Origin of the sequence: Nonomuraea sp. NBC_00507 (assembly GCF_036013525.1) — a bacterium.
Taxonomy (GTDB): Bacteria; Actinomycetota; Actinomycetes; order Streptosporangiales; family Streptosporangiaceae; genus Nonomuraea.
The window spans coordinates 10,256,106-10,277,826 of the sequence record NZ_CP107853.1 but is presented as its reverse complement, the minus strand read 5'-3'; the positions used below and the strand labels follow the sequence as shown (position 1 = coordinate 10,277,826).

The window sequence follows — 21,721 nt, the reverse complement described above, 5'->3', positions numbered from 1 at the left end:
AGCGCCGCGTGCTCGTACAGCCGGTACTTCTCCTCCACCACCACGACATCGCTGAGCGGGCAGCCGAGATGATCGGTCACCTTGGCGCCGGGCAGGCCCTGAGGAATGAGCAGCCCCTACTCAATCGCCGACTGGTCGCGGGGCGTGCTAACTTGAACATGAGTGTTCAATTTAAGGAGGTTCGGATGAGTCTCGACACGGCTCCCCCCAAGGTGCGCGCCGGCGGATGGGGCGTGTTGGTGCTGCTGTGCCTGGCGCAGTTCATGCTGATCGTGGACATCACGGTCGTGCAGGTGGCGTTGCCGACCATCGGCACGGACCTCGCGCTCGACCGTGAGTCGCTGACATGGGTGGTGACCACGTACACGCTCTGCTTCGGCGGCCTGATGGTGCTCGGAGGGCGGCTGTCCGACGCGTTGGGCGCGCGCCGCACGCTCCTCGCCGGACTCGGGCTGTTCACGGCGGCCTCACTGATGTGCGGGCTGGCCGGCAGCGGCGCCATGCTCATCGCCGGGCGGGCGCTGCAGGGCGTCGGCGCGGCGTTGCTCTCGCCGGCGGCGCTGGCCGTCGTCATCGCCACGTTCCACGGTGAGCGGCGCGGGCGGGCACTCGGCGTCTGGGCGGCCATCGGCGGCACGGGCGCGGCCCTCGGCGTGCTGCTCGGCGGCGTGCTGACCGCGGGGCCGGGGTGGACGTGGGTGTTCTTCGTGAACGTTCCGATCGGGCTGGCGGTGCTCGCGGCCGTGCCCGTCGTGGTGCCGGCCACGCCCGGGCGGAGCGAGCGGGTCGACGTGCCCGGCGCGCTGCTGGTCACGCTGGCGACGGCGCTGCTGATCTACGGGCTGGTGACGGCGGGCGACGCCGGCTGGGGAGCGATGGGTACGGTGCTGCCGCTGGTCGGGGCCGTGTTGCTCTACGTCGTGTTCGTGGTGGTCGAGCGGTCGGTACGGTCACCGCTGATGCGCGCCGAGACCCTGGCCAGGCGGCCGGTGATCTCGGGGACGTTCGTCATGCTGGTGGCGACCGGCCTGATGCTGGGCCTGTTCTTCATCAGCTCGCTCTACCTTCAGCACGTGCTGGGCTTCAGCGCGTTGGAGACCGGGCTGCTCTTCCTGCCGGTGGCCATCGCGATCACCATCGGGGCGCAGCTCGGCGGACATCTCATCGGCAGGATCGGCGGACGGCCGGTGGCGGTGGCGTCCTTCGTGGTCACGGCGGCGGGGGCGGCGCTGATGACCCGCATCTCGCCCGACGCGAGCGCGTACACCACCTTGTTGCCGGGGTTCGTGCTGGCCGCGCTGGGCATCGGGCCGGCGTTCGTGACGGCCACCACCACCACCATGGCGAACATCCCGCCCGGCGAGAACGGCGTCGCCTCCGGCGTGATCAACACCTTCCACGAGCTCGGCGGCTCGATCGGCGTGGCCGTCGTCTCCACTGTCGCCGCGTCAAGCCTCGTGCCCGGCTCGGCAGGGGGCATCGGCGGCTTCGTGGCGGGGCTCACGCTGTGCGCCGTCGTCGCGGGCGTCACGGCCGCCGTCGCGCTGGGGCTGGTGCCGGCGGGCAAACCGGCGACGGCGTTCGTCGGCCACGGCCACGGCCACTGACCGACCCGGGCGGGCTCGCGGCGCTCGTGTCCGAGCACGGGCTGCGATCGGTCACCATGTCCCAGATCGCTTGCCTGGCACGAACGGCAGGTGACCGCACACCTGGAACATCTCGCCCGGGTCCGCGATCAGGCCGGCGACGCCGAAGCGCGGCTCCACGCCGTCCTCGAGGCCTATGCGCACATCACCCAGCAGTCGCGCGGGCACGGCGAGAGCGCGCGCATGGCGTTCCTGCACCGCGATGAGCAGCTCACCCGGCCGCAGCGTCGGCTCCATGACCTGATCCGGGACCTCCTGGCAGAAGGCGTGCGGACCGGCGCCTTCCCTGGTCACGGTCATCCTGGCCGGGCTCAGGCCTGCCACGTGATGCTCACGCAGCCACCGAGCGCCGGCCAGGGGCAGCTTGGTCGCGTCGTGCTCAGGTGCACTTCAGGCGCGGCTCGGGCGCGTAAACGGTGTGGAACTTCTGCTTGCGCACTTCCTTGCCGCCCTGCCGGAAGATGCGCCACACATCGATGGAGAAGCCCTCGGCGCCTTCCATCGGGATGCAGTCGGGATCGGTTTCGCTGAGCGTGTCGAACGGCTTGACGTCGTAACGAGGCGAAGTCTCCGACTCGATGGTGAAGCGCTGCGTGCTCCAGAACTCAACGGTGACGGAGGTGCTGGTGTAGGAGGTCTTGATCAGCACTCCATAGGGGGAGTCGTTGCGCCACCGGAAGTCCGGCTGAGGATAGGAAACCGTGGACTCCCGCCCCGCCGGGTAGCGCGAGATGTAGTACTGGTGCGGCCGGTGCTGCACGTCCTCGAATCCGCCGAAGAACACCGCGTTGAACATGGTGGTGGCGAACTGCGACACACCGCCGCCGACATCGTTCACGAACCGGTTGTTGAGGATCATCGGCGCCTCGACGAACCCCCGCGCCTTGTCGCGCTTGCCGACGATCCCGTTGAGCGAGAACGTCTCGCCGGGTTTGACCACGTATCCATCCACGATGTCCGCGATGCGGTGGATATTGGTGACCCTGGGCGCGCAGCACGGGTGGTAGGTGGTGAAGGAGCTGACCTTCTTCTTGATGCCGAGCTTCCTGGCCAGCGTGGTGGTCACCCGAGGCTGCGTCTCGGTCACGGGCACCTTCACGCTGCGCCGGCCCGCCGCGAGGGCGGTGGAGATCGCCGTGCCGAGGCCCTTGGCGTCGATGCCGCGGCCCGGGCGCGCGGGAATGACCTGCGGCTTGCCTTTCACGATCTTGAAGGAGGCGTCTTGAGGGCGCTGGCTCTCGTCGATGAGCTGCTTGTTCAGGTCGGGCAGGAGATCCTTGGCGTTGAGGACGGGGCGGAGGCCGCCCCGTCCGTCGGCGGCCCAGCGCAGCGCCCCGGCCACTTGAGACCCGGACAGTTCGGCGCTCTGACTGCCGTTCACGAGAGCGAGCGGGCCGGCGACCGCGGTGCGGGCGAGGCCGCCGGCGATGCGACGTACCTCGTCCGGCGAGGTCGCGGGCGGCCGTGAGCGCGTGGTGAGCGTGACCGAGGAGCGGCCGCTCAGGAAGGCGTCGCGGATGGTGTCCGCCGCGCCGGCTCGGTCGAGGACGCGGCCGGGTTTGGGGATGATCGGCTGCGGCTGCGTTTCCTTGTAGCGCACGCCGCCCTCACGGGGTTTGGCGTCCACGGTACGCGCCAACTTGGCGAGTTCGCCGGTGAGGCGAGCCTCGTCGAGTGCGATGCGGGGGCGCAGCTCGCGCCGGCCGGAGCCGAACAGCGAGCGCACCACCCCGGCGGGGGTGCTCGCGCCGTCCAGCGCCGCCTCGACCGATGCCGGGACGTCCACCCCTATCCCCAGCTCGGAGGGCGTCCGGCGCATCGACTTGCCGGCGGCCGACAGCGTCAGGGGGCGGGCCAGGCGCGCGCCGAACTCGCGCTCCAGTCGTGAACGGGCCTCGGCCTCGGACAGGCCACCGACGTCCACGCCACCGATCCGCGTGCCGCGCGGCACTTGGCCGGCCAGCGCAATCGCGGGTATCGCATAGGCCAGGACGACCACTGAGCCCAGAGCCGCCACGATGACGGCGACCCGGCGCCGTCCGGACGGGGCGCTCCTGGCCGGGCCTTCCTGACGGTCGACGCCGCGCCGGCTCACTACAGGTTCCACGGGACGGTGGTCGTGCGTGGTCGGGGGCTGGCATCGCGCATGCGGAGCATAGTAGTAGCCATCGTAGATGGCCTCCTCTGATGGCTCGGCGCTCGAGCCGTTCGTTCGAGGCCTCTCCATGACATACGGATGGCGGGGCGTCACGGCCCACTTTCACCTGGGCGTACGTGCTCACCACGTCATGAGAGGTCGGGCAGCCCCAGGTCGAGGTTGGGCCGGTCGATGCCGCCGTCCACCTCCAGCACCTTGCCCGTCAGATAGCGGGCCGCCGGGGAGGCCAGGTAGAGCACGGCGGCCGCCACGTCCTCCGGCTCGCCTATCCGCCGCAGCGGTGTGGCCTGCTCCATCCGGGTGCGCAGGTCCTCGTCGTTCATGACGATGTCGAGCGCGGAGGTGGCCACCGCGCCGACGGCGACCGCGTTGACCCGCACGGCGGGGGCGAGGTCCAGGGCGGCCAGCCGGGTGTAGTGCGCGAGCGCCGCCTTGGCGGTGCCGTACGCCAGGTAGCCGCGGCCGGCCACGCGGCCCACGGCGGAGGAGACGTTCACGACCGCGCCGCCGCCCTCCAGCAAGTGGGGGACGGCGGCCCTGGTCAGCTCGTGCGCGATGCCGACGTTGAATTGAAACGCGTTCTCGAGGTGCTTGCGCTTCGTGTCGAGGAACGCTCGGGGCAGTGCGCCGCCCACGTTGTTCACGACGATGTCCAGCCGCCCGAAGGCGTCCGCGGTGCGCGCCGCGAGCGCCTCGGCGGTGCCCGGCACGGACAGGTCGCCGGGGACGACGAGGGCTCGCCGGCCCGCCTTCTCCACCTGGTCGGCGACCGCGCGGAGCTGCTCCTCGGTGCGTGCGCAGAGCACCACGTCCGCCCCTGCCTGGGCGAGGGCGACGGCGGTGGCGGCGCCGATGCCCCGGCCCGCGCCGGTGACGATCGCGGCGGCGCCGGTGATCTGGAAACGGTCCAGGATCATGCGCTCAGCCTAGGGCTCGCTATAACTTGTTTCAATGGACTTACCGCCTGCGCGGGCCGACGAGACGATCGTGGTGTCGTCGCCGGCCCGCGCTGGTGCCGGACCCGTGGCCGGGTCGGCTGTGGCGGTTACAGGTAGTCGTTCAGCCAGTTCTGCGCGACGGCGATGTCGATGCGCTGGTAGCCGCCGAGGTAGCGGCAGTTCTGCGTGTAGCCGTAGCTGGTCACCGCGACGAGGGAGCCCTTGAGGAACACGGGGCCGCCCGAGTCGCCGAAGCAGGTGCCACCGCCGCCGCGGGTGTCGTGGTAATTGCCGTTGGCCTGGAGGATCTGCTCGGTGAGCTTCTGTCCGGGCTGAGTGGTGTAGCGGCGCTCCAGGGGGTAGCTCATCGGCTGCGGCTTCTGGGGGCCGGTGACCGGCTTACGCACCTCCGTGCCGTACCCGACGAAGTCGAACAGCGTCTTGCTCAGCGCCGGCGGGCCGTAGGCGTCGAGGAACCGCAAGGACGCGATCTTGGCCGGAGTGATCCCGGAGACCGCCTTGTCCAGGACGATCACGCCGACGTCGTTCCAGTTGTCGAGGTCGGTGAAGTTCGAGTACTGCGGGTGGGAGTGCGCCGTGCCGGACAGGGCGCCGGCGGCGGTGATCTCCGCAGCCGTGTAGCCCTTGCTCGGGTTGGCCGCCACGGGGAACGGCGCCGGGGGCTCCTTGGCGATCTCCGACTTGAACGTCACCAAGGTCTTGCCGAGTGTTCCCTCGGTACAGTGCGCGGCGGTGACGAGCACGGTCGGCGAGACCAGCGTCGCGGAGCACCGGAAGCGGCCGTCAGGCTGGTAGAACATGATCAGCCCGACATTGGGGTGGCGGTTTCCGTCGGGTTCCCCGCCGGTGATGGCTTGAGCGGGCATGGCGACGGTGAGCACGGCGAGGGCTGCGGTGAAGATCGCAGCGGCCAGACGAGTTAATGATCGCACTGGGTAATTTTCCTTTCCTGATACTCGTGCTGTTCTGCCACCGATGTGCGCGCGGATCAAGTCCAGGAACCTGAGAGTCTGCTGTCAGCTGCGGGCACCGCGACGGCTTGTCGGCGCCGCTGCGGGGGGCCAACGGCGCGACAACACTGCTCGGTAGCCGCCCCGAGGTGGCCGGAAAATCGTTCGCTCTGCCGTACAGCCTCCGGCAGCATGGCCAAGGCGCTGTCGGCATTCGGGAGGGCGGATGGCTGTGCACGGATCACTTGAGGACTCCGGGGGTCCCTCTATACGAAAATCGGCGGTTCTGCTGGTCCTGCGCTACTACTGCGGTGAGCTGAAGCGCCAGTGGCGGGTCTCGGTGCCCGCCCTGACGCTCCCGGCGATGGGGAACATCTGCCTGTTCTACCTGGCGCCGCTGGCGGTCGCCGGGCTCGTGGGGCATCTCTCCGAGGGCGGGGACGGCACCGTCGCCGCGTTACTGCCGTATGTGCTCGCGTTCGGCGGGTTCCTGCTGGCGGGCGAAGTGCTGTGGCGGGTGGGACTGCACTTCCTCAACCGTACGGATGCCCGGGGGATCGAGCGGCTCGGCGTGGTGGGCATGGACGAGCTGCTGACCAAGGACGCCGCCTTCTTTCACGACAACTTCGCCGGATCGCTGACCAAACGGGTGCTGGGATTCTCCTCCAGGTTCGAGGAGTTCGCCGACACGCTCACCTTCTCGATCATGGCCAAGGTGGTGCCGCTGGCCTTCGCCTCGGTCGTGCTGTGGCGCTATCACCCACTGCTGGTCATCGTTCTCGTGGGCCTCATCATCGTCACCGGCTTTCTCGTCGCTCCGCTCATCCGCCGTCGCCAAGCGCTGGTCGACGAACGTGAGGCGGCCAAGGTGCTGGTGTCGGGCCACGTCGCCGATGTGCTGGCCAACATGGAGACGGTCCGCGCGTTCGCCGCCGAGGATCGCGAAGCCACCGAACACCGGGCCAGGGTCGCCGAGCAGGGCAGGCTGTCGCTGCGCTCCTGGGATTACGGCAATCTCCGGGTGGACACCGTCGTCGCCCCGCTGTCGGTCCTCACCAGCGCCGTGGGCCTGCTCCTCGCCGTGGCACTGCGGGGAGGCCTGGGGGTGGAGGCCATCGTGGTGACCTTCTCCTACTACTCGACCACGATCAGCATCATGTTCGAGTTCAACCAGATATACCGGCGCATCGAGAGCGTGCTCACCGAAGCCGCCCAGTTCACCGAGCTGCTTCTCGTGCCGCCGACCGTGGTGGATCCAGCCGACCCGCAGCCGCTGCGCCCGGCCGACGCGAGCGTACGCTTCGAGCGGGTGAGCTTCGCCTACGCCGATGGCCGGCCGTTGTTCGAGAACCTGGATCTGGACATCCCCAGCGGCGCCAAGATCGGGCTGGTCGGCCAGTCCGGCGGCGGCAAGAGCACCCTGACCCGGCTGTTGCTGCGTCTCATGGACGTCGGCGGAGGCCGGATCCTGATAGGCGGCCAGGACATCGCCCGCCTGCGTCAGGCCGACCTGCGCAGTCTTATCGCCTATGTCCCGCAGGAGCCCGCCATGTTCCACCGGTCGGTGCGTGACAACATCGCGTTCGCCCGGCCGGGGGCCACCGATGCCGAGATCCACCGGGCCGCGCAGGCGGCGCATGTCATGGAGTTCGCCGACTCTCTGCCGAACGGATTCGACACCTTGGTCGGCGAGCGCGGCGTCAAGCTCTCCGGCGGCCAGCGGCAACGCCTCGCCCTGGCGCGCGCGATCCTGCGTGACGCCCCGATCCTGCTGCTGGACGAGGCGACCAGCGCCCTGGACTCCGAAAGCGAAATCCTCGTTCAGGAAGCCCTGTGGCACTTGATGCAGGACCGTACCGCGCTCGTGGTCGCGCACCGATTGAGCACCGTCGTCCGCATGGATCGGCTTGTTGTGCTCAACCGCGGACACATCGTGGAGCAGGGCACCCACAGCGAGTTGCTCCAGGCCCAAGGTCCCTACGCTCGGCTCTGGCGGCATCAATCCGGTGGCTTCCTGGTCGATGACGACACCCCGGACGGCGATCCACCGGTGAGCCGAAGCACGCGCCAGGCGATCACGTGATCGCCACGGGACCGAGCCGAGCGGTGACCAGAGCGGGAGTGGCGCACCCTGTCGCCACTCCCGCTCGGCGTCCGCGTGTCTTCGGAGGTCAGCTCGCGCTGCAGGAGACCGTCGGCCAGGTGGTGTTGCCGTTGTGCTGGATCGTCGCACCCCAGTTGTTGCCGCTGCCGTTGGGTCTGGCGGTCAATACCTGGGCACTGGGGTAGCTGGCGCTGATGTTCCAGGTGGCGATGATCTTCGCTGGAGACGGCACGTTCATCGTCACGGTCCAGTTGCTCGAGCCGCTGACCGAGACGTTGAGGTTGTATCGGTCGCTCCACTGCTGGCCCGCGGACAGCGTCGCGGTGCAGCCACCGCCGCCGCCACCGCCGCCACCGGAGGAGCCGCCCACCGTGATATTGGAGCTCCCGCTGCTTTGATATCCCTCTGTTGCGAGGATCATGTAATCATGGGTGCCGAGATTCATTCCATAACGGGCCCATGCGTCAAAGTGATTGCCGGAGGTTATGGTTCCGCCCGTTTTCTTCGACTGCCGGACGCTCCAATACTGATTGAAGGTTCGGGTGCCTTCGATGGAGGGAGCGTTGTAGCGCGTCGTCTGGTAGATGTCGTACGTACCGCCATCGCTGGTGACCGTGCCCTTGTACGTTCCGGTAGGCCGGTAGGTGCCCCAGTTGTCGACGATGTAATACTCCACGAGTGGATTTCTCGTCCACCCGTAGAGCGTCAGATACGCATTGCCGGACGGATTGAAGCTGCCTGAGTAGTTCACGGTTCGGCGTCCGCCGGGGTTCCAGCCCTTGCCGGCGACGAAGTTCCCGGTGTTGCGCCATGAGGTGCTGTAATTGCCGCCGGATCCCAGTTCCATGGAGACCGTTCCGGCACTGTCGGTCCAGAACGAATAGAAGTAGCCGTTGTTGGTGCCGGTTTGATTGGACGTGATGGGGGCCGCGTGGGCGATTCCGGGCGGCATCGTCACAGCCAGGACCAGTGCTACGGCTACGGCACAGGCGCGGCCGATGAGCAGCCTGGTGCGGCCGCGTCTGCGACTCTTCGAGCGGGTGGGGGCGCCGTTCATGTGCGTGCTTCCTCCTCGTGAAGGCTGGCGGGGGCGCACAGGGTGATCCAGGACGAAACTATCGGTGCGATGGCGAAAGTGTCGGACGCCTCGATCGAGTTGTCAACGGTCTTTGCAGGGAAGTGAAGATCTTGGGGGTGCGTTTCGCCTGTATGCTGGCTCTTCCTCATGCAATGCGGCAGATGAAAGTTTCGTATATCTTCCGAAACATGCCAAGATTGGCACCATCATCGAGCCCGTTCGGGTCCGGGCGGATTGTCGGAGCCGGCCGTTAGGGTCCGGGCCATGATCGCTTGTTTACGGCGGGCGCGCCGAACCCGCGGCGCCTGGTGGAACGAGGTGCCCGCATGAATCCCTGGCTGGAGGTCCTCGACCGCATCGAGGCGGGTGACGACGAGGACCTGGCGAAGTTCCTGGACGGGCTGAGCGACTTGGGCCGGCGGGCGGTCGCCATGCAGCTCCCGGGCCACCTGACCGAGGAGCTGCGCGGCGGGTTCGTAGCCCGCCGGGAGATCGAGGGCCTGGCGCCCGGATACCGGCTCGCGGGGGCGGCCTGCTTCACCGGGGCTCAGCAGGTGGCGGCCTGGCTCAACCGCAGGGAGCTGCGCCTGGTGCGCGACCCGGAGCAGGACGCCGGCCGCATCGTGTCCCTGCTGCGGCGCCGCTCCGTGGGGTGGCGCCGTGACCTTGCCGCCCGGTTGGTGGACCGGCTGAGGCCGCCGACCGGCAGGACGTGGGGGCGCATGGAAGGCATGCCCGGCTGGGACCTGGCCGCCGCACTGGTGTCCGAGACGGGCCTCGAGCTGCCGGACGGCGACGCCTTCGTCGTTGGATGGGTCTGGCGGCTGTCCCTGCGGCGGCGCGGGCGCGGCCCTGGCATCGACGGCGATCCGCTGCTCGGTCCCCTGCTGCCGCGCCTGTTCCAGGTGCGGGGTGTGGCCGACCCGCTCCTGAGCATTGTCGGCGAGTTGGCCGTGCTGGCCGATGAGGGCCGAGTGTCCCGCGGGACCCTGATCGACGGCTGCGCCGGCCGGTTCCTGACCGGTGGCCCGGCCGAGGAGATCGACCCGTTCATACGGCTCTGGCGGCTGCTGCGGCCGGAGCCGGAGGAGATCCCGGTCCTCGACTTCGTCCGCCTGCTGCCGGCGGCCGCCCCGCCGCTGGCGGAGCTCGCGCTGGAAGAGCTGCAGCGGGCCGAGACCGCGGGGTTGCTGGACGACGAGCTGTTCGCCGAGGCCGTGGGGTCGCTGGCGTACCGGCTGGAGAAGAAGCTCCTCCAGGCCGCTGTGCAGTGGCTGGCGCAGACGCCCGCGCCACGGAGCGGCGGCGCGGTGCCCGCGCTGGCCACCGTGTTCGACGTGGACACCCCCGCCCTGCGGGCACGCGCGGTGCGGCTGGCGGTCAAGCTGGCCCCGCACGCGGACGACACCGGCAGGGAGGCGATCCGCGAGGCCGCGGCCCGGCTGCCCGCCGATCTGCGGGAGCGCGTGGCCGCCGCCTACGGCGTGATCACGGGGGTGGAGCCGGAGCAGCCGGTCGCCGCCGTTCTGCACGCGCCCGCGCTGCCCGCCCTCGCGCCGCCGGTCGCCTCGCAGGCCGAGCTGGTCGCGGAGCTGCGGGCGCTGGGCTGGTCGGAGGAGCCGCAGCAGTGCGAGCGTGTCCTGGCCGGGCTTGTCGAGCTGACCCACCGCGACCGCGACGGCATGGCGGCGGCGCTGCGGCCGTGGTGGGAGGAGAGCCGGCCGCAGCCGGGGGACCCCAACGTGTACGTGTTCGACCGTGACGGCCACGACCGCGGCGTCCACATCCTGCTGGCCCGCTGCGCGCTGGCGGTGGTGGCGCCCGAGCAGAGCCGGCAGGTGAGCACGTCGCTGGCCGAGACGAACGCGTACCCCATCTTCAGCGAGTGGCCGCCCCAGCGGTTTGTCCGGCGCCGCCTGGAGGAGGTGATCGCGCTCTTCGAACGTGGGGAGACGATTCCCGCGCTGCTCGCCACGCCGACCGCGGCCACCGGCCACGTCGACGCCGCGACCTTGGTGGGGCGGATGGAGCGGCTGGGGGAGAGCGAGCCGCTTGCGGCCGACTTCGAGCAGGCGCTGCTGCGGCTGCCCCGGCACATCGATCCCGAGCTGCTCGTACGGGCGGAGAAGCTGCCATCACAGGCGGGCCGGGCGCTGGCCGCGTGGTTGCGTGACGGCGGGTGGCCCGACCCCGCCGTGGACTGGGAGCTGCATGAGGAGGACAGGCCGAACTACTACGCCCCCCGCAGCTGGTCCCAGCAGCTGCGCTCCACGGTCGTGCCGACCGCGGGCCTGCCCGCCTGGCTGGAGAAGCTGTGGGTGGCCGAGCCCCCGAGCATCTATCTCTCCTACCCGCGCGACGCCTTGTGGTGGCCGATGATCATGCCCTCACACCGCGAAATCGTGGCCGCCTGGCTCGTGCGCTGCATGCCCTGGCTGTCCCGCTCCAATGACGTCAGGATGGAGGCCCTGGCGGCTCTGGCCCATGGCGAAGGCCCCGCGGGGGCCGCCACCGCGGTCGCGATCGCGGGCGGGCTGGGGCACCGGCGGGACGCGCAGCGTGCGGAGGCGGCCGGCGCGGCGCTCACGCTGGCCGCACGCGGGCAGTTCCCGGCTGCCGACCTCGGGTGGGCCGTCGCGGAGCTGATCCGGCACGAGTTCGTCGTGCTCAAGCGGATCACCGCCCCACTCGGCGACCTGACGGCGGCCGGCGCGCACGACGAGGTGTGGCGGACGCTCGCCGTGGCCCTTCCGCTCCTGCTGCCCGGCCCAGGCGAACGGCCGCGCGCCGGGCTGGGCGAGCTGCTGGGCGTCGCCGCGCGGGCGGCTGTGCTCGCGGGCGCGCAAGGCGAGATCTTCGGGCTGGCGGAGATGGCCGCGCGCAAGGGGTCGAGCCTCGTGCTGTACGAGGCGAGACGCCTGTACGAGGCCATCTCCCAGTGACGGCTCACCGGTGCCGGCGCCGCCGGCCGCTACTGCCAGCCCGTCAGCTCAACCGAGACCACGAGCGGGTCGCGGTCCAGGGCCGCCAGGGCCGAAGGCCGGACGGCGGCGGTCAGCAGCGTGTCGGTGAGCGCGGCGCGTACCTCGACGCCGGGTGGCCGGTATCCCGGCTGCGACACCTCGACCACGCCGGTCGCCGGATGGTCGTGTGCCCAGCGCTCGTCGCCCAGCAGCCAGGCCCGGACGCGCGCCTTGCGGTACGCGCCCGGGTCCTGGCCACCGGCAGGGATCATCCTTGCGCCAGCTTCTGCACAGCCCTGAGCGCCTCGGCCACCTCGGCCCGGCCGTGCCCGTAGCGGGCGTGCCACCCTTCGGCGGGGGGCGGGTCGGTACGGGCCGCCAGGATGACGATCCGCCGCAGCGTCTCGATGTCCAGTTCGACGCCGCGGGCGTCGGCTTCGGCCAGGACCAGCGCCGTCAGACCCGTGACAGCGGGGGCCGCCATGCTGGTGCCCGACTTGGCGATGACGCCGGTGCCGGTCTTGGAGCGGGCCGCGACGACCTTGTGCCCGGGGGCGCTGAGTTCAGGTCGCTGCCTGCCATCGCGGGTCGGCCCCGACGCCGAGAAGCCGGACAGCGGGCTGCCCTGGGTGTGCGCGTCGTAGGAGCCGACCGCCAGGGCAAGCCGTCCGCAGGCGATGGAGCCCAGGGTGTGGCTGTTGTCGCGCGGCTCGGCGAACGTCGTCTGCACGACGTTGCTCCGCTCGATCCACGCGTGGTAGCCGCCGTCGTCCACCTGCTCACCGTGCAGCCGGATCGTCCAGGCGCCCGGAGCGGCGTGCCGCTCCAGAAAGACGTCCACCACGTTGTCGCCGTTGAGCGGGTCTGCCCTGCGGTGGCTCACGAACAGCAGAGTAGTGGTGCCGTCGTCGGCCACGAGCCTGCCGTTGGAGCCGAGCGGCACCGAGCCGAGGCTCTTCCCGGAGGGATCGATCAGCTCGGCGGTGAAGCGGTCGCGGCCGGAGTACCAGATCTCCAGCTCCCCGTGCCACTCGGGCGACGACGGGGACACCTCGGGGATCACCCAGCGTAGATCGGACGTCCCGCCCGCGGCGACAGCGCCGGCGGCGTGGACGCCGTCGTTGAAGGAGTTGCCGGCCGACAGCACGACCATCCGGTTGGGACGCTCCGACAACATCGCGTCCAGGCCCCTCTCCACCAGGCTGGAGCCGTCGTGCGGCCCACCGTTCGTGCCGATGCTGATGTTGATCGCGCACGGTCGCTCGGCCGCCTCGTCGAACAGGAATCGCACCGCCTCCAGCATGTGCACCGAGTCGCCGAGGAAATCCTCCACCACCCCCGGCCCCTGCCAGGTGATGTCGGAGTGGGAGATCTGGACGAACGCGATGGCGGACTCCGGCGCGACCCCCGGCGTCCCCGAGCCGCCGCCGTTGCCGGCGGCGATGTCCGCCACGTGGGTGCCGTGCCTGCCCGGGGAGAGGGTGGGCGGGTTCTCGCCGGGGTCGTAGCCGAGGGCGTGGTAGGGATCCTCGGCGGCCAGCGCCAGGTCGATGTCCCTGGAGCTGTGGCGCTTGCCGTACCCGAACGGGCTGTCCGGGCCGGATGCGGCGGTCTGGTCCCACAGCGCGGCGACGCGGGTCGATCCGTCCGGCCGGAGGAAGTTGCGGTGCGCGAAGTCCAGGCCGTAGTCCACCACCCCGACCACGACGCCGGCGCCGCCGGCGGCCAACGCCCCGGGTGGCCAGGCGGCCGGCGCCGCCTTGAGATCCTGGACGGTGGCCTGGAGCATCGGCATCATCGCCTGCGCCAGCTTCAGGCTGCGCACGCCCGCCGACCGGCGGATCGGCTCGATGCCGGTGAACGGCACCCGCGCGGTCACCAGCCGATGTCCGTCGATCTCGCCGATCACCGCGCCGAGCCGTACGTCGTCGCGGGCGGCGAAGGCGTCGGCATCCTCGACGAGGGCGAGGACGGCTACTTCCGTCTCGCTGCTGGTGTTGGTGGCCATGGTCAGCATGCCATCCTGATAGCGGCTCAGCGCCCACTGCAGCCGCGGGTCCATGTGCGGATAGATGCTGGTGCTTGCGAGATGCATCGCGCCCCCCTGTCCTCGTGGTTGTGCGCTCCTGCAAGAGGCAGAGTGCGCCGAAACCGCGAGGTGCGCATGAGCACCCCCCTACTCAACCGCGAGACGCTGCGACAGACGGAGGCGTGCGGCCGGGGCGCCGGACCGATGATCTCAGTCCCGGCCGGTCATGCCTGCTTGCTTCCTGTGGGACAACCAGGTCATCACCCAGAGGATCACGCCGATCGCCAGCAGCACGCCCGCGATTTGGTATTGGCCGGCCGGACGCCCGGAGGACCAGGGAAGGACCAGGTAGAGGCACGTGATCGTGCCCACCACGGGGAGGACGCGGCCCGCGTTGAAGTGCTCCGCCGTCGTCTCGTCCCTGCGCAGCACGAGAACGGACACATTGACGAGGGCGAAGACCGCGAGCAGGAGCAGCGACGTCGTCCCGCCCAGCAACGCCACGACGGGGCTGTCGGGGCTCAGCGAGACGAAGGTGATGAGCCCGAGGGCGATGGCGGTGGTGAACACGATCGCCGCCTGGGGCGTGCGCCGGGAGGGGTGAACCTTCGCCAGGAAGGACGGCAGCACGCCCTGCTTGCCCATCCCGTACAGGAGCCGGCTGGCCATCAGCATGTTGATCAGCGCGGAGTTGGCCACGGCGAACATCGAGATGAACGGCAACAGGTCGGAGATCGGGAAGCCGGGGGCCGCGGTCTGCACCACCGTCGACAGCGGGGTCTCGCTTTCGGCGAGCCGGCCGACGGGGACCACGGCGACGGCACAGATGGACACGAGGATGTAGATCAGCCCGGTGATCCCGATCCCGGTGAACATCATCCGGGGAAAGATCCGCGCCGGATCCTTGGTCTCCTCCGCCATGTTGACCGAGTCCTCGAAACCCACCATGGCGAAGAAGGCCAGCGACGTCGCGGCGCTGACCGCCAGGAACACGCTCTTGTCGGCAGGAGTCTCGAAGGCGACGACGCGGGAGAAGTCGGCGTTGCCGCCCGCGATGAAGTAGAGGCTGATCAGGATGACGAGCAGCAGGCCCGAGAGCTCGACCGCGGTGAGCACGATGTTCATCTTGACGCTCTCGGCGACGCCTCGGAGGTTGACGGCCAGCACCAGGAGCATGAAGCCCAGGGCGATCAGCAGGATGACGCTGTTGCCGACGTCCAGACCGAAACCCGCGACCAGGTTGGCCGCGAAGGCCCGCGAGGCGGCTGACGCCGAGGTGATGCCCGAGCACATCACGGCGAAGCACACCAGGAAGGTCACCACGTGTTTGCCGAAGGCCTTATGCACATAGAGGGCGGCTCCCGCGGCTTGCGGATATTTCGTGACCAGCTCCAGGTAGGAGCACGCCGTGATCAGCGCGACGATGAAGGCGATCGCGAAGGGCAGCCATGCGGCGCCACCCACCTCGCCGGCGACCTGGCCGGTCAGCGCGTAGATCCCGGTGCCGAGAATGTCGCCGACGATGAACAGCAGCAACAGGCCGGGGCCCATCACCCGCTTCAGGCTGGGCTGGCCGCTGCTGTCAGCCTCGGCAGGACTGGGGGGACTGACCTGAGACATAGGGGGTGCTCCTTGTCGTGCATCAGCCGCAGGGCTGGATGGGCATGGGCCGGTTCAGGAGTGCCGCACAACCGAGCCAGGCCCCCGCTGGCGCGGATCAGGGTTGTTTCGCTCCGCCATCTGTGGCCGACCGGCGCCCGCGCGCCAGGTCGGCCACGTGATCTCGACTGCCATTCTGACACTCTACGGTCCGTGCAGTCATCTGTGAACACAACGTCACGGTGCGCTGACACGTGACGCTTTTGGGGCGGATGAGCTGGATTCCCGCCGAGCGTTCATGGCCTACGCGTCGGTGCGGTAGACGGCGATCTCGGTCAGTGTCGGCGTGTACACCTCGGTCGGTTTCTGCCCGGTGAGCGCCACCCGAAGCCGGGAGGCCGTGACGTTGCCGAAGCCGGTCACGGTCAGGTCGTGTCCGATGCCGTCGGCACGGCTGGCGAAGGTCACCCAGGCGCCGGTCCCGGCGTCCCATCGTTGCAGGTCGAACGTCTGGACCCGCGGGTTGGTGCCTGCGTCGGTGTATTCGTCGAGGTACACCTCGTCGAAGGTCGTGTCCGTGCCGAAGTCGATGTCCAGCGTGATCGGGTAGGTCGCGTCGTCGGCCGCCGCCCAGCGGGTCGCCGGGTCGCCGTCGGTCAGCCTGTCAGCGGTGAGCGTGCCGTTCGCGCCCGGGTGCGTCGAGCTCGCGGTGGCCGGCTTGCCGAGCGCGAGGTTGACCCGGTCGTCCGTATCGTCCTCGATGGGATCGTCGTCCACCGGGTTGGCGACCTTCTCACCGATCCGGCTCTCCGCGATGCCCAGGTCCGGTGCCTTGCCGTAGTAGAGGTGCGTGCCGAGGAAGTCCTCGGTGCCCAGGTGCGGGTTGTACCGGCCGGCGTCGATGAGCGGTGAGTCGCCGCGGAGCCTGAAGTGCGCCGCGGCTGTCCGGATCCGGTCCACGCCCGCCCCGGTGACGTATTTCGCCGGGTCTCCCACGAACTTCGGGTCGACCCGCAGCCCGGCCCGGTCAGCCGGCTCCTGGCTGGAATGGGTGCCGCTCGCCTCGTAGAAGTCGTTGTTCGAGAACACCGCTTGGCGCAGGGCGCCGGTCCGGCGGTACCACGGCGTCGATTCCGTCGTGGAGGCGTTGTAGAAGATGTTGTTCAGGAAGTAGACCTTGCTCAGGAACGTCTCGTCGTGGAAGTAGTCCATCTCCGCGCCGTCGTACACGAAGGTGTTGTTCACGAAGTAGGTCGGCGAGTAGTTCGAGGACAGCATGTTCTTCACCAGCACGCCGTTGTCGTTCACGCTCAGGTTGTAGCGGGCGACCGAGTTGGAGCTGTTGCCCATATACGACATCCAGCCCGCCGGATTGTCGTGCGAGTAGTTGAACTGGTAGGTGACGTTGAAGTTCGTGTACTCCAAGTCCCACGGGGTGCCGTCGAACTCGTTGTACGGGCCGCCGTAAACCTCGTTGTACTGCATCACCGAGTCGGCGCCCGCCCACAGATAGAGCGCGACGGACACCGAGCCATACCGCTCGAGGAAGCCGTTGACCTCGTTGTACTCGACCGTCATGTTCTTGGTGTTGGCCAGCTGGATCGCGCCCTGGCCGACGCTCTCGGCGTAGTTGTGGCCGATGTAGACGTCACGGCTGTACAGGTCGCGGGTACGCACCCAGAGCTGCTCCCAGCCCTCATGGAACTTCCCGCTCTCGTCGTACTGGCCGGAGTCCGCACCGTCCGCGGCGAACCAGTTGAACGCGAACTGCACGGCGTGCAGCTCGACCTTCATGAAGGTGTTGTTCTCGATCCTGACGTCCTTGAAGTAGTAGCCGCCGGTGGCGTACTCCTTGTAATTGCGGCTGCCGAAGACCTGGAAGTTGACGCCGCCGTAGTGGATCCGCTGCCAGTTGCTCGGGCCGTCGAGATCATGGACGTACACGTTCGAGATGCGGAAATGGTCCATGATGCTGTCCGCGCCGGCCGGCAGGAGGTCGGCGTTGATGGAGACCATGATGCCGTCGCGGACGTAGCGCCCGGTGGTGATGTCGGTGGCGAAGTCGTCGTCGTTGGACAGCTCGACGTTGTTGATCTCGAAATACTGCTGGTTGCGCAGCACGATGGCCCCGGTCAGACCGACCGTGTCGGGGTTCTTCGTGCCGTCGGCGCGGAAGGGGCTCGGCACCTTGCCGTTCGCCGCGATGTACGGCTTGCGGGCGGCCGGGTCGCCGTACGCCGAGATGGTGATCGGCTTGCCCGCACTGCCCGAGCCCTTCGGCCATAACTGCTGGTCGTGCCACTGTGCGCCGCTCTTGAGCAGGATGCGGTCTCCGGGCATGAAGGTCGTCGCGTTCGCCTTGGCCAGGCTGCGCCAGGCGGTCTTCGGTGAGGTGCCGGAAGCGTTGTCGCGGCCGTTGGTGGCGTCGATGAAGTAGTCCCTGCCGCCTGCCGGGTTCGGCGCGTTGCCGGGCAGGTCCTTCTGGGCGGCGGGGGAGCGGTCCGGGGACGCGGCGGCCGGCGCGGCGGGCGCGAGTGAGCCCGCGAGGAGCGCGGCGAGCAGGGCGGCGAGGCCCATGCGCAGCGTCCGCGCCGCGGGGCGCCGGCGGGGCGGCGCGACGCGGGATACGGTGCCGACAGGTTTCATTGGTGCACATCCTCTGCGTTGATGGCGTCCACCGCCGCCGTGTCGACCTTGATGTCGCTGTTGTCCACTCGGCGCTGGAGGAACTGGGCGAACTTCTCCTCGATGAGCGACTGCCGGATGCGTCGGGAGTACTCGGCGAACGCCGCGTCCTCGTCGACGGTCTTGCCCTTGAGTTCGTAGTAGGTGATCTGGCCGGTGCCTGGGACGGGGGCGGAGATCTGGCCCGCGGCGAGCTTGCCGAGCACCGCCATGAGGTCCTGGTCGTGGACGGCCGAGCCGCCGCCGTGGTGCGTGGCGGTCGTGAGCTCGGCGCCCGGCTCTCGATCCGCGACCTCCGCCAGCCGGTCCGCCGCGGCCACCCGCCGCTGGAGGCCGGCCGCGTAGTCCTGGGGAGCGCCGTCGGGCACCGGCACCACGAGCCTCGCGTACGTGTACGTGGTCGCGTTGGCGCTCCAGGCGTCCCGGTCGGCGTCGAACGCCTGCCGGACGTCGGCGTCGGTGACCCGGAGCGGGCCGTCCGCCCTTTTGCCGAGCCGCTGCTTCAGCGCGGTCGTGAGCTCGGTGAGCCGGTGCGAGTAGTACTCCTCGGGTGAGAATTCCACCAGGCCGTAGACGACCTCGCCCCTGGCGATGGCGTCGGCGCGGCGCTCGTTCTCGCCGGCCAGCTCGGCGAGGAAGTCCGCGTGGTCGGCGGAGCCGATCAGGCCTTCCTCTTTCGCGAGGACGAGCGTGGTCTTGTCCCGCCGGATCTCGTCGAGTGCGCGGGCCGCGAGCCGCTGCAGTGCGGTCCGGTCGCCGGCCTTCGTGGTCCACGCGGGCCCGCCCTGGAGGCGTAACTCGTTCTGGACCTGGGGCGCGAGCCGCCGCATGTGGAAGAGCAGCTCGTCGCGGGTCACGGCGTGCCCGTCGATGGAGGCGACCTCGCCGGAGCGGTGGGTGAGCATCACGCCGGTGACCACCAGAGCGGCGAGGGCGGTCACCACGCCGGCGACCAGGACGACGGCGCGGCGCCGGCGCGACGGCCTGCGCACGGCGCCCTTTCGCACGGCGCGCTCCCTTACGGCGCCCTTCACGACGCCGCCTCGATCGCGGCCACGCGGGCGACGACGGGTGTGTCCCGGGCCTGGGACACCTCGACCAGCACGGCGTCGACCTCGGCCGGCGGGAACGTCAGGATGCGCTGGTAGCCCACGGCGTTCGCCTCCGCGAGTGTCGTCCACCGGCTGTCGCGGTGGCCCCGGACGACGAGGTGCTCGATGCGCTGCCCCTGCGTGATGTCCTCGCCCACGACGACCGCCTCGATCGGGCGGGGCCGTGCGAACGCGAGCCGCACGCCGGGCAGCGGGTCGGCGTCGTCCGGCCGCCACGGCGTGCGCCCCCTGCCGGGCCACGCGGTCGCGACATCGCCCGCGCTCCCGGACGACACCGTCGCGGCCGCATCGACCCGCCGCGCCCGGAAGTCCGCGATGCGCCGCCCGAGTTGCTCCAGCACCGCCACGTCGGTGCCCCGCACCCGCCCGTCACGGTCCGGCGGGACGTTGAGCAGGAAACAGGAGTTGCCGCCGACAGAGCGCAGGTAGATGGCGAACAGCTCGTCCGCGGAGCGGACCGCGGCATCCTCGGCCGGGTGGTGGAACCATCCGGGCCGGATCGAGGTGTTCACCTCGGCCGGGTACCAGACCAGGTCGTCTGCTCCTATTGGCTCGGAAGCGCTGCTCCCTTCGCAGTGTCCCGCCAAGGCGGCGCGGCTGCCGAGGTCGCGGTCGTCGCTGCGGACGAGCCGGGCGAAGGCGCCGTCGTCCGCCTGCTGCGAGCGGTCCGCGATCCGCTCGGCGTCCTGCAGGGCACGGGGCACCACGCTCCACTCGTCGGGGCGGGTGTCCCCGGCCTCGTTGCCGCACCAGCGGACGTCCGGCCCGCACACGCTGATGACCGCGTCCGGCTGCAGCTCGCGGACCACCGCGTAGTACCGCTCCCAGTCGTAGACCTGGCGCCTGCCGTTCGGGCCCTCGCCGTTCGCGCCGTCCAGCCACACCGCGAACACCGGCCCGTACCGGGTGAGCAGCTCGGTGAGCTGGGCGACGTAGAAGTCGTCGTACGCGCTCCCGCTGCCGTAGGACGCCTCGGTGCGGTCCCACGGCGACAGGTAGATCCCGAACCGCAGGCCGTGCCGCCGGGCCGCGCCGGCGACCTCCGCGACCACGTCGCCCTGGCCGTCACGCCAGGGCGAGGAGGCGACCGTGTACGTCGTGACGCCGCTCGGCCACAGGCAGAACCCATCGTGATGCTTGCAGGTCAGGATCACACCGGTCATCCCGGCGCTCTTGAGCGCCCTGATCCACTGGTCGGCGTCGAGTCCGGCCGGGTCGAAGGCGGCCGGGTCGTCGTGCCCCTCGCCCCACTCCCGGTCCGTCATCGTGTTCATGCCGAAGTGAATGAACCCGTAGAACTCCATGGCCTGCCACGCGAGCTGGCGTGCGCTCGGCCGGACCGCGGCCAGTGCCCGCCCGGCCGACACCTCCGCGATCACCGGAACCTCCGGTTGTACGAGGCCAGCACGGCCAGCAGCCCGCCCAGCGCGGCGAGCATGATCGCGAGATGGCCCCACCCGGTCGTCGCCCGCGCGCCGACGACGACGGCGACGCAGCCGGCCACGACGAACGTGCGGGCGATGACGAGCAGCACGCTGCGCGTCGATTCCTTCATGACCAGACTCCTTCAGCCCTTCACACCGCCGGAGGCCATGCCTTCGATGAGCCGGCGCTGGATGAGCGCGTAGAAGATGAGGACGGGGACGATGACGATGACCATGCCGGCGTAGAGCCGCCCGTAGTCGGCCGCCGCCTTCTGCGCGGTCATCAGGTTGAGCAGGCCCACCTGCAGCGTCTTGCCCTCGCCTGGGAGCAGGGTGAGCGCGATGATGAAGTCGTTCCAGTAGGCCAGGAAGTTGAAAAGGATCACGGTGGTGAGCGCAGGCCGCGCCATCGGGAGCATGACCCTGGTCATGATCCGCAGGCGGGACGCCCCGTCCAGGGCGGCGGCCTCCTCGTATTCGGCCGGTATCGACCGGAAGTACGCGGTGAGCAGATAGATGGTGAACGGGATCGACGTGGCCGCGTAGACGAGCGAGAGGACCCCGGGGTTGTCGATGAAGAAGCCACCGGGGAGCACGTCGACGAGCGCCCGGTCCCAGCCGACGAGCATGAGGAAGATCGGCACCACGATGTAGTTGACGTTGACGAACAGCCCGGCCAGGAGCGCGACCTCCACGAGACCGCGGCCGCGGAACTCGTACCGGGCGATGACATAGGCCGCCGGCACGGAGACCGCCAGGACGAACACCAGCCCGAGCAGCGTGACGAGCACAGAGGTGAAGAAGTACTGGCCCATGCGGGCGGTGACGAACGCGTCGACGTAGTTCTGGAGGTGGAGGCCCTCCGGCGGCGTCCAGGGGCTGCCGAAGAACTCACTCTTCTGTTTGAGCGAGGCGACCAGCACCCAGGCGACCGGCACGGCGATGGCGAGCGCGATCGCGGTGACGAGGACGTAGGTCAGTGTCCTTCGCCAGTTGATCGTGGTCATGGTGGCC

At 69.8% G+C, this 21,721-nt stretch carries 16 protein-coding genes; 3 read left to right on the top strand and 13 right to left on the bottom strand.

The window, feature by feature from the left end:
• Window positions 1-185 precede the first annotated feature (185 nt).
• Window positions 186-1,607: an MFS transporter gene (locus tag OHA25_RS49265; RefSeq protein WP_327583754.1), complete on the top strand. Its 1,422-nt coding sequence runs from the start codon at window positions 186-188 to the stop codon at window positions 1,605-1,607.
• Window positions 1,608-1,658: 51 nt separating this feature from the next.
• Here the strand turns inward: OHA25_RS49265 and OHA25_RS49260 are convergent, their stop codons facing one another.
• From OHA25_RS49260 to OHA25_RS49245, 4 genes are all read right to left on the bottom strand, one after another.
• Window positions 1,659-1,970, bottom strand: coding sequence for a hypothetical protein (locus OHA25_RS49260; protein WP_327583753.1), 312 nt, complete (start codon window positions 1,968-1,970; stop codon window positions 1,659-1,661).
• 55 nt (window positions 1,971-2,025) lie between these two features.
• A complete protein-coding gene (locus OHA25_RS49255; protein WP_327583752.1) occupies window positions 2,026-3,753 on the bottom strand; it encodes a VanW family protein in 1,728 nt (575 codons plus the stop codon).
• Between the two features lie 179 nt (window positions 3,754-3,932).
• Window positions 3,933-4,721 (bottom strand): SDR family oxidoreductase, encoded by a 789-nt coding sequence (locus tag OHA25_RS49250; RefSeq protein ID WP_327583751.1) that lies wholly within the window; start codon window positions 4,719-4,721, stop codon window positions 3,933-3,935.
• A gap of 128 nt (window positions 4,722-4,849) precedes the next feature.
• Window positions 4,850-5,695, bottom strand: a complete 846-nt coding sequence (locus tag OHA25_RS49245) for a trypsin-like serine protease (protein WP_327583750.1) — start codon at window positions 5,693-5,695, stop codon at window positions 4,850-4,852.
• A gap of 244 nt (window positions 5,696-5,939) precedes the next feature.
• Here OHA25_RS49245 and OHA25_RS49240 point away from each other — a divergent pair, with 244 nt between their 5' ends.
• Window positions 5,940-7,796, top strand: a complete 1,857-nt coding sequence (locus OHA25_RS49240; RefSeq protein WP_327583749.1) for an ABC transporter ATP-binding protein — start codon at window positions 5,940-5,942, stop codon at window positions 7,794-7,796.
• A gap of 88 nt (window positions 7,797-7,884) precedes the next feature.
• Here OHA25_RS49240 and OHA25_RS49235 read toward each other — a convergent pair whose 3' ends face one another.
• A complete protein-coding gene (locus OHA25_RS49235; RefSeq protein WP_327583748.1) occupies window positions 7,885-8,874 on the bottom strand; it encodes a glycoside hydrolase family 11 protein in 990 nt (329 codons plus the stop codon).
• A gap of 347 nt (window positions 8,875-9,221) precedes the next feature.
• Here OHA25_RS49235 and OHA25_RS49230 point away from each other — a divergent pair, with 347 nt between their 5' ends.
• Entirely contained in the window at window positions 9,222-11,837 is a 2,616-nt protein-coding gene (locus OHA25_RS49230) for a DUF7825 domain-containing protein (protein WP_327583747.1), read from the top strand.
• A gap of 29 nt (window positions 11,838-11,866) precedes the next feature.
• Here OHA25_RS49230 and OHA25_RS49225 read toward each other — a convergent pair whose 3' ends face one another.
• From OHA25_RS49225 to OHA25_RS49190, 8 genes are all read right to left on the bottom strand, one after another.
• Window positions 11,867-12,130 (bottom strand): hypothetical protein, encoded by a 264-nt coding sequence (locus OHA25_RS49225; RefSeq protein ID WP_327583746.1) that lies wholly within the window; start codon window positions 12,128-12,130, stop codon window positions 11,867-11,869.
• On the bottom strand, window positions 12,127-13,953 hold the full coding sequence (locus tag OHA25_RS49220) for a S8 family peptidase (RefSeq protein WP_327583745.1): 1,827 nt from the start codon (window positions 13,951-13,953) through the stop codon (window positions 12,127-12,129). The genes OHA25_RS49225 and OHA25_RS49220 overlap by 4 nt, the downstream gene beginning before the upstream one ends.
• Window positions 13,954-14,097: 144 nt before the next feature.
• A complete protein-coding gene (locus tag OHA25_RS49215; RefSeq protein WP_327583744.1) occupies window positions 14,098-15,507 on the bottom strand; it encodes an APC family permease in 1,410 nt (469 codons plus the stop codon).
• Between the two features lie 282 nt (window positions 15,508-15,789).
• Window positions 15,790-18,132 (bottom strand): discoidin domain-containing protein, encoded by a 2,343-nt coding sequence (locus tag OHA25_RS49210; RefSeq protein ID WP_327583743.1) that lies wholly within the window; start codon window positions 18,130-18,132, stop codon window positions 15,790-15,792.
• Window positions 18,129-19,178, bottom strand: a complete 1,050-nt coding sequence (locus OHA25_RS49205) for a hypothetical protein (protein WP_327583742.1) — start codon at window positions 19,176-19,178, stop codon at window positions 18,129-18,131. The genes OHA25_RS49210 and OHA25_RS49205 overlap by 4 nt, the downstream gene beginning before the upstream one ends.
• 23 nt (window positions 19,179-19,201) lie before the next feature.
• Window positions 19,202-20,662, bottom strand: a complete 1,461-nt coding sequence (locus tag OHA25_RS49200; protein ID WP_327583741.1) for an alpha-L-fucosidase — start codon at window positions 20,660-20,662, stop codon at window positions 19,202-19,204.
• Window positions 20,659-20,838 (bottom strand): DUF6903 family protein, encoded by a 180-nt coding sequence (locus tag OHA25_RS49195; protein ID WP_327583740.1) that lies wholly within the window; start codon window positions 20,836-20,838, stop codon window positions 20,659-20,661. Before OHA25_RS49195 ends, OHA25_RS49200 begins: the two co-directional genes overlap by 4 nt.
• Window positions 20,839-20,850: 12 nt before the next feature.
• Window positions 20,851-21,714: a carbohydrate ABC transporter permease gene (locus OHA25_RS49190; protein ID WP_327583739.1), complete on the bottom strand. Its 864-nt coding sequence runs from the start codon at window positions 21,712-21,714 to the stop codon at window positions 20,851-20,853.
• Window positions 21,715-21,721: the final 7 nt, after the last annotated feature.

What these genes read in the sequence shown, in the direction of transcription:
- OHA25_RS49265 (WP_327583754.1), top strand. Translation starts at nt 186, where the DNA reads ATGAGTCTCGACACGGCTCCCCCCAAGGTGCGCGCCGGCGGATGGGGC.
- OHA25_RS49250 (WP_327583751.1), bottom strand. Translation starts at nt 4,721, where the DNA reads ATGATCCTGGACCGTTTCCAGATCACCGGCGCCGCCGCGATCGTCACC.
- OHA25_RS49240 (WP_327583749.1), top strand. Translation starts at nt 5,940, where the DNA reads ATGGCTGTGCACGGATCACTTGAGGACTCCGGGGGTCCCTCTATACGA.
- OHA25_RS49235 (WP_327583748.1), bottom strand. Translation starts at nt 8,874, where the DNA reads ATGAACGGCGCCCCCACCCGCTCGAAGAGTCGCAGACGCGGCCGCACC.
- OHA25_RS49230 (WP_327583747.1), top strand. Translation starts at nt 9,222, where the DNA reads ATGAATCCCTGGCTGGAGGTCCTCGACCGCATCGAGGCGGGTGACGAC.
- OHA25_RS49225 (WP_327583746.1), bottom strand. Translation starts at nt 12,130, where the DNA reads ATGATCCCTGCCGGTGGCCAGGACCCGGGCGCGTACCGCAAGGCGCGC.
- OHA25_RS49220 (WP_327583745.1), bottom strand. Translation starts at nt 13,953, where the DNA reads ATGCATCTCGCAAGCACCAGCATCTATCCGCACATGGACCCGCGGCTG.
- OHA25_RS49215 (WP_327583744.1), bottom strand. Translation starts at nt 15,507, where the DNA reads ATGTCTCAGGTCAGTCCCCCCAGTCCTGCCGAGGCTGACAGCAGCGGC.
- OHA25_RS49210 (WP_327583743.1), bottom strand. Translation starts at nt 18,132, where the DNA reads ATGAAACCTGTCGGCACCGTATCCCGCGTCGCGCCGCCCCGCCGGCGC.
- OHA25_RS49195 (WP_327583740.1), bottom strand. Translation starts at nt 20,838, where the DNA reads ATGAAGGAATCGACGCGCAGCGTGCTGCTCGTCATCGCCCGCACGTTC.
- OHA25_RS49190 (WP_327583739.1), bottom strand. Translation starts at nt 21,714, where the DNA reads ATGACCACGATCAACTGGCGAAGGACACTGACCTACGTCCTCGTCACC.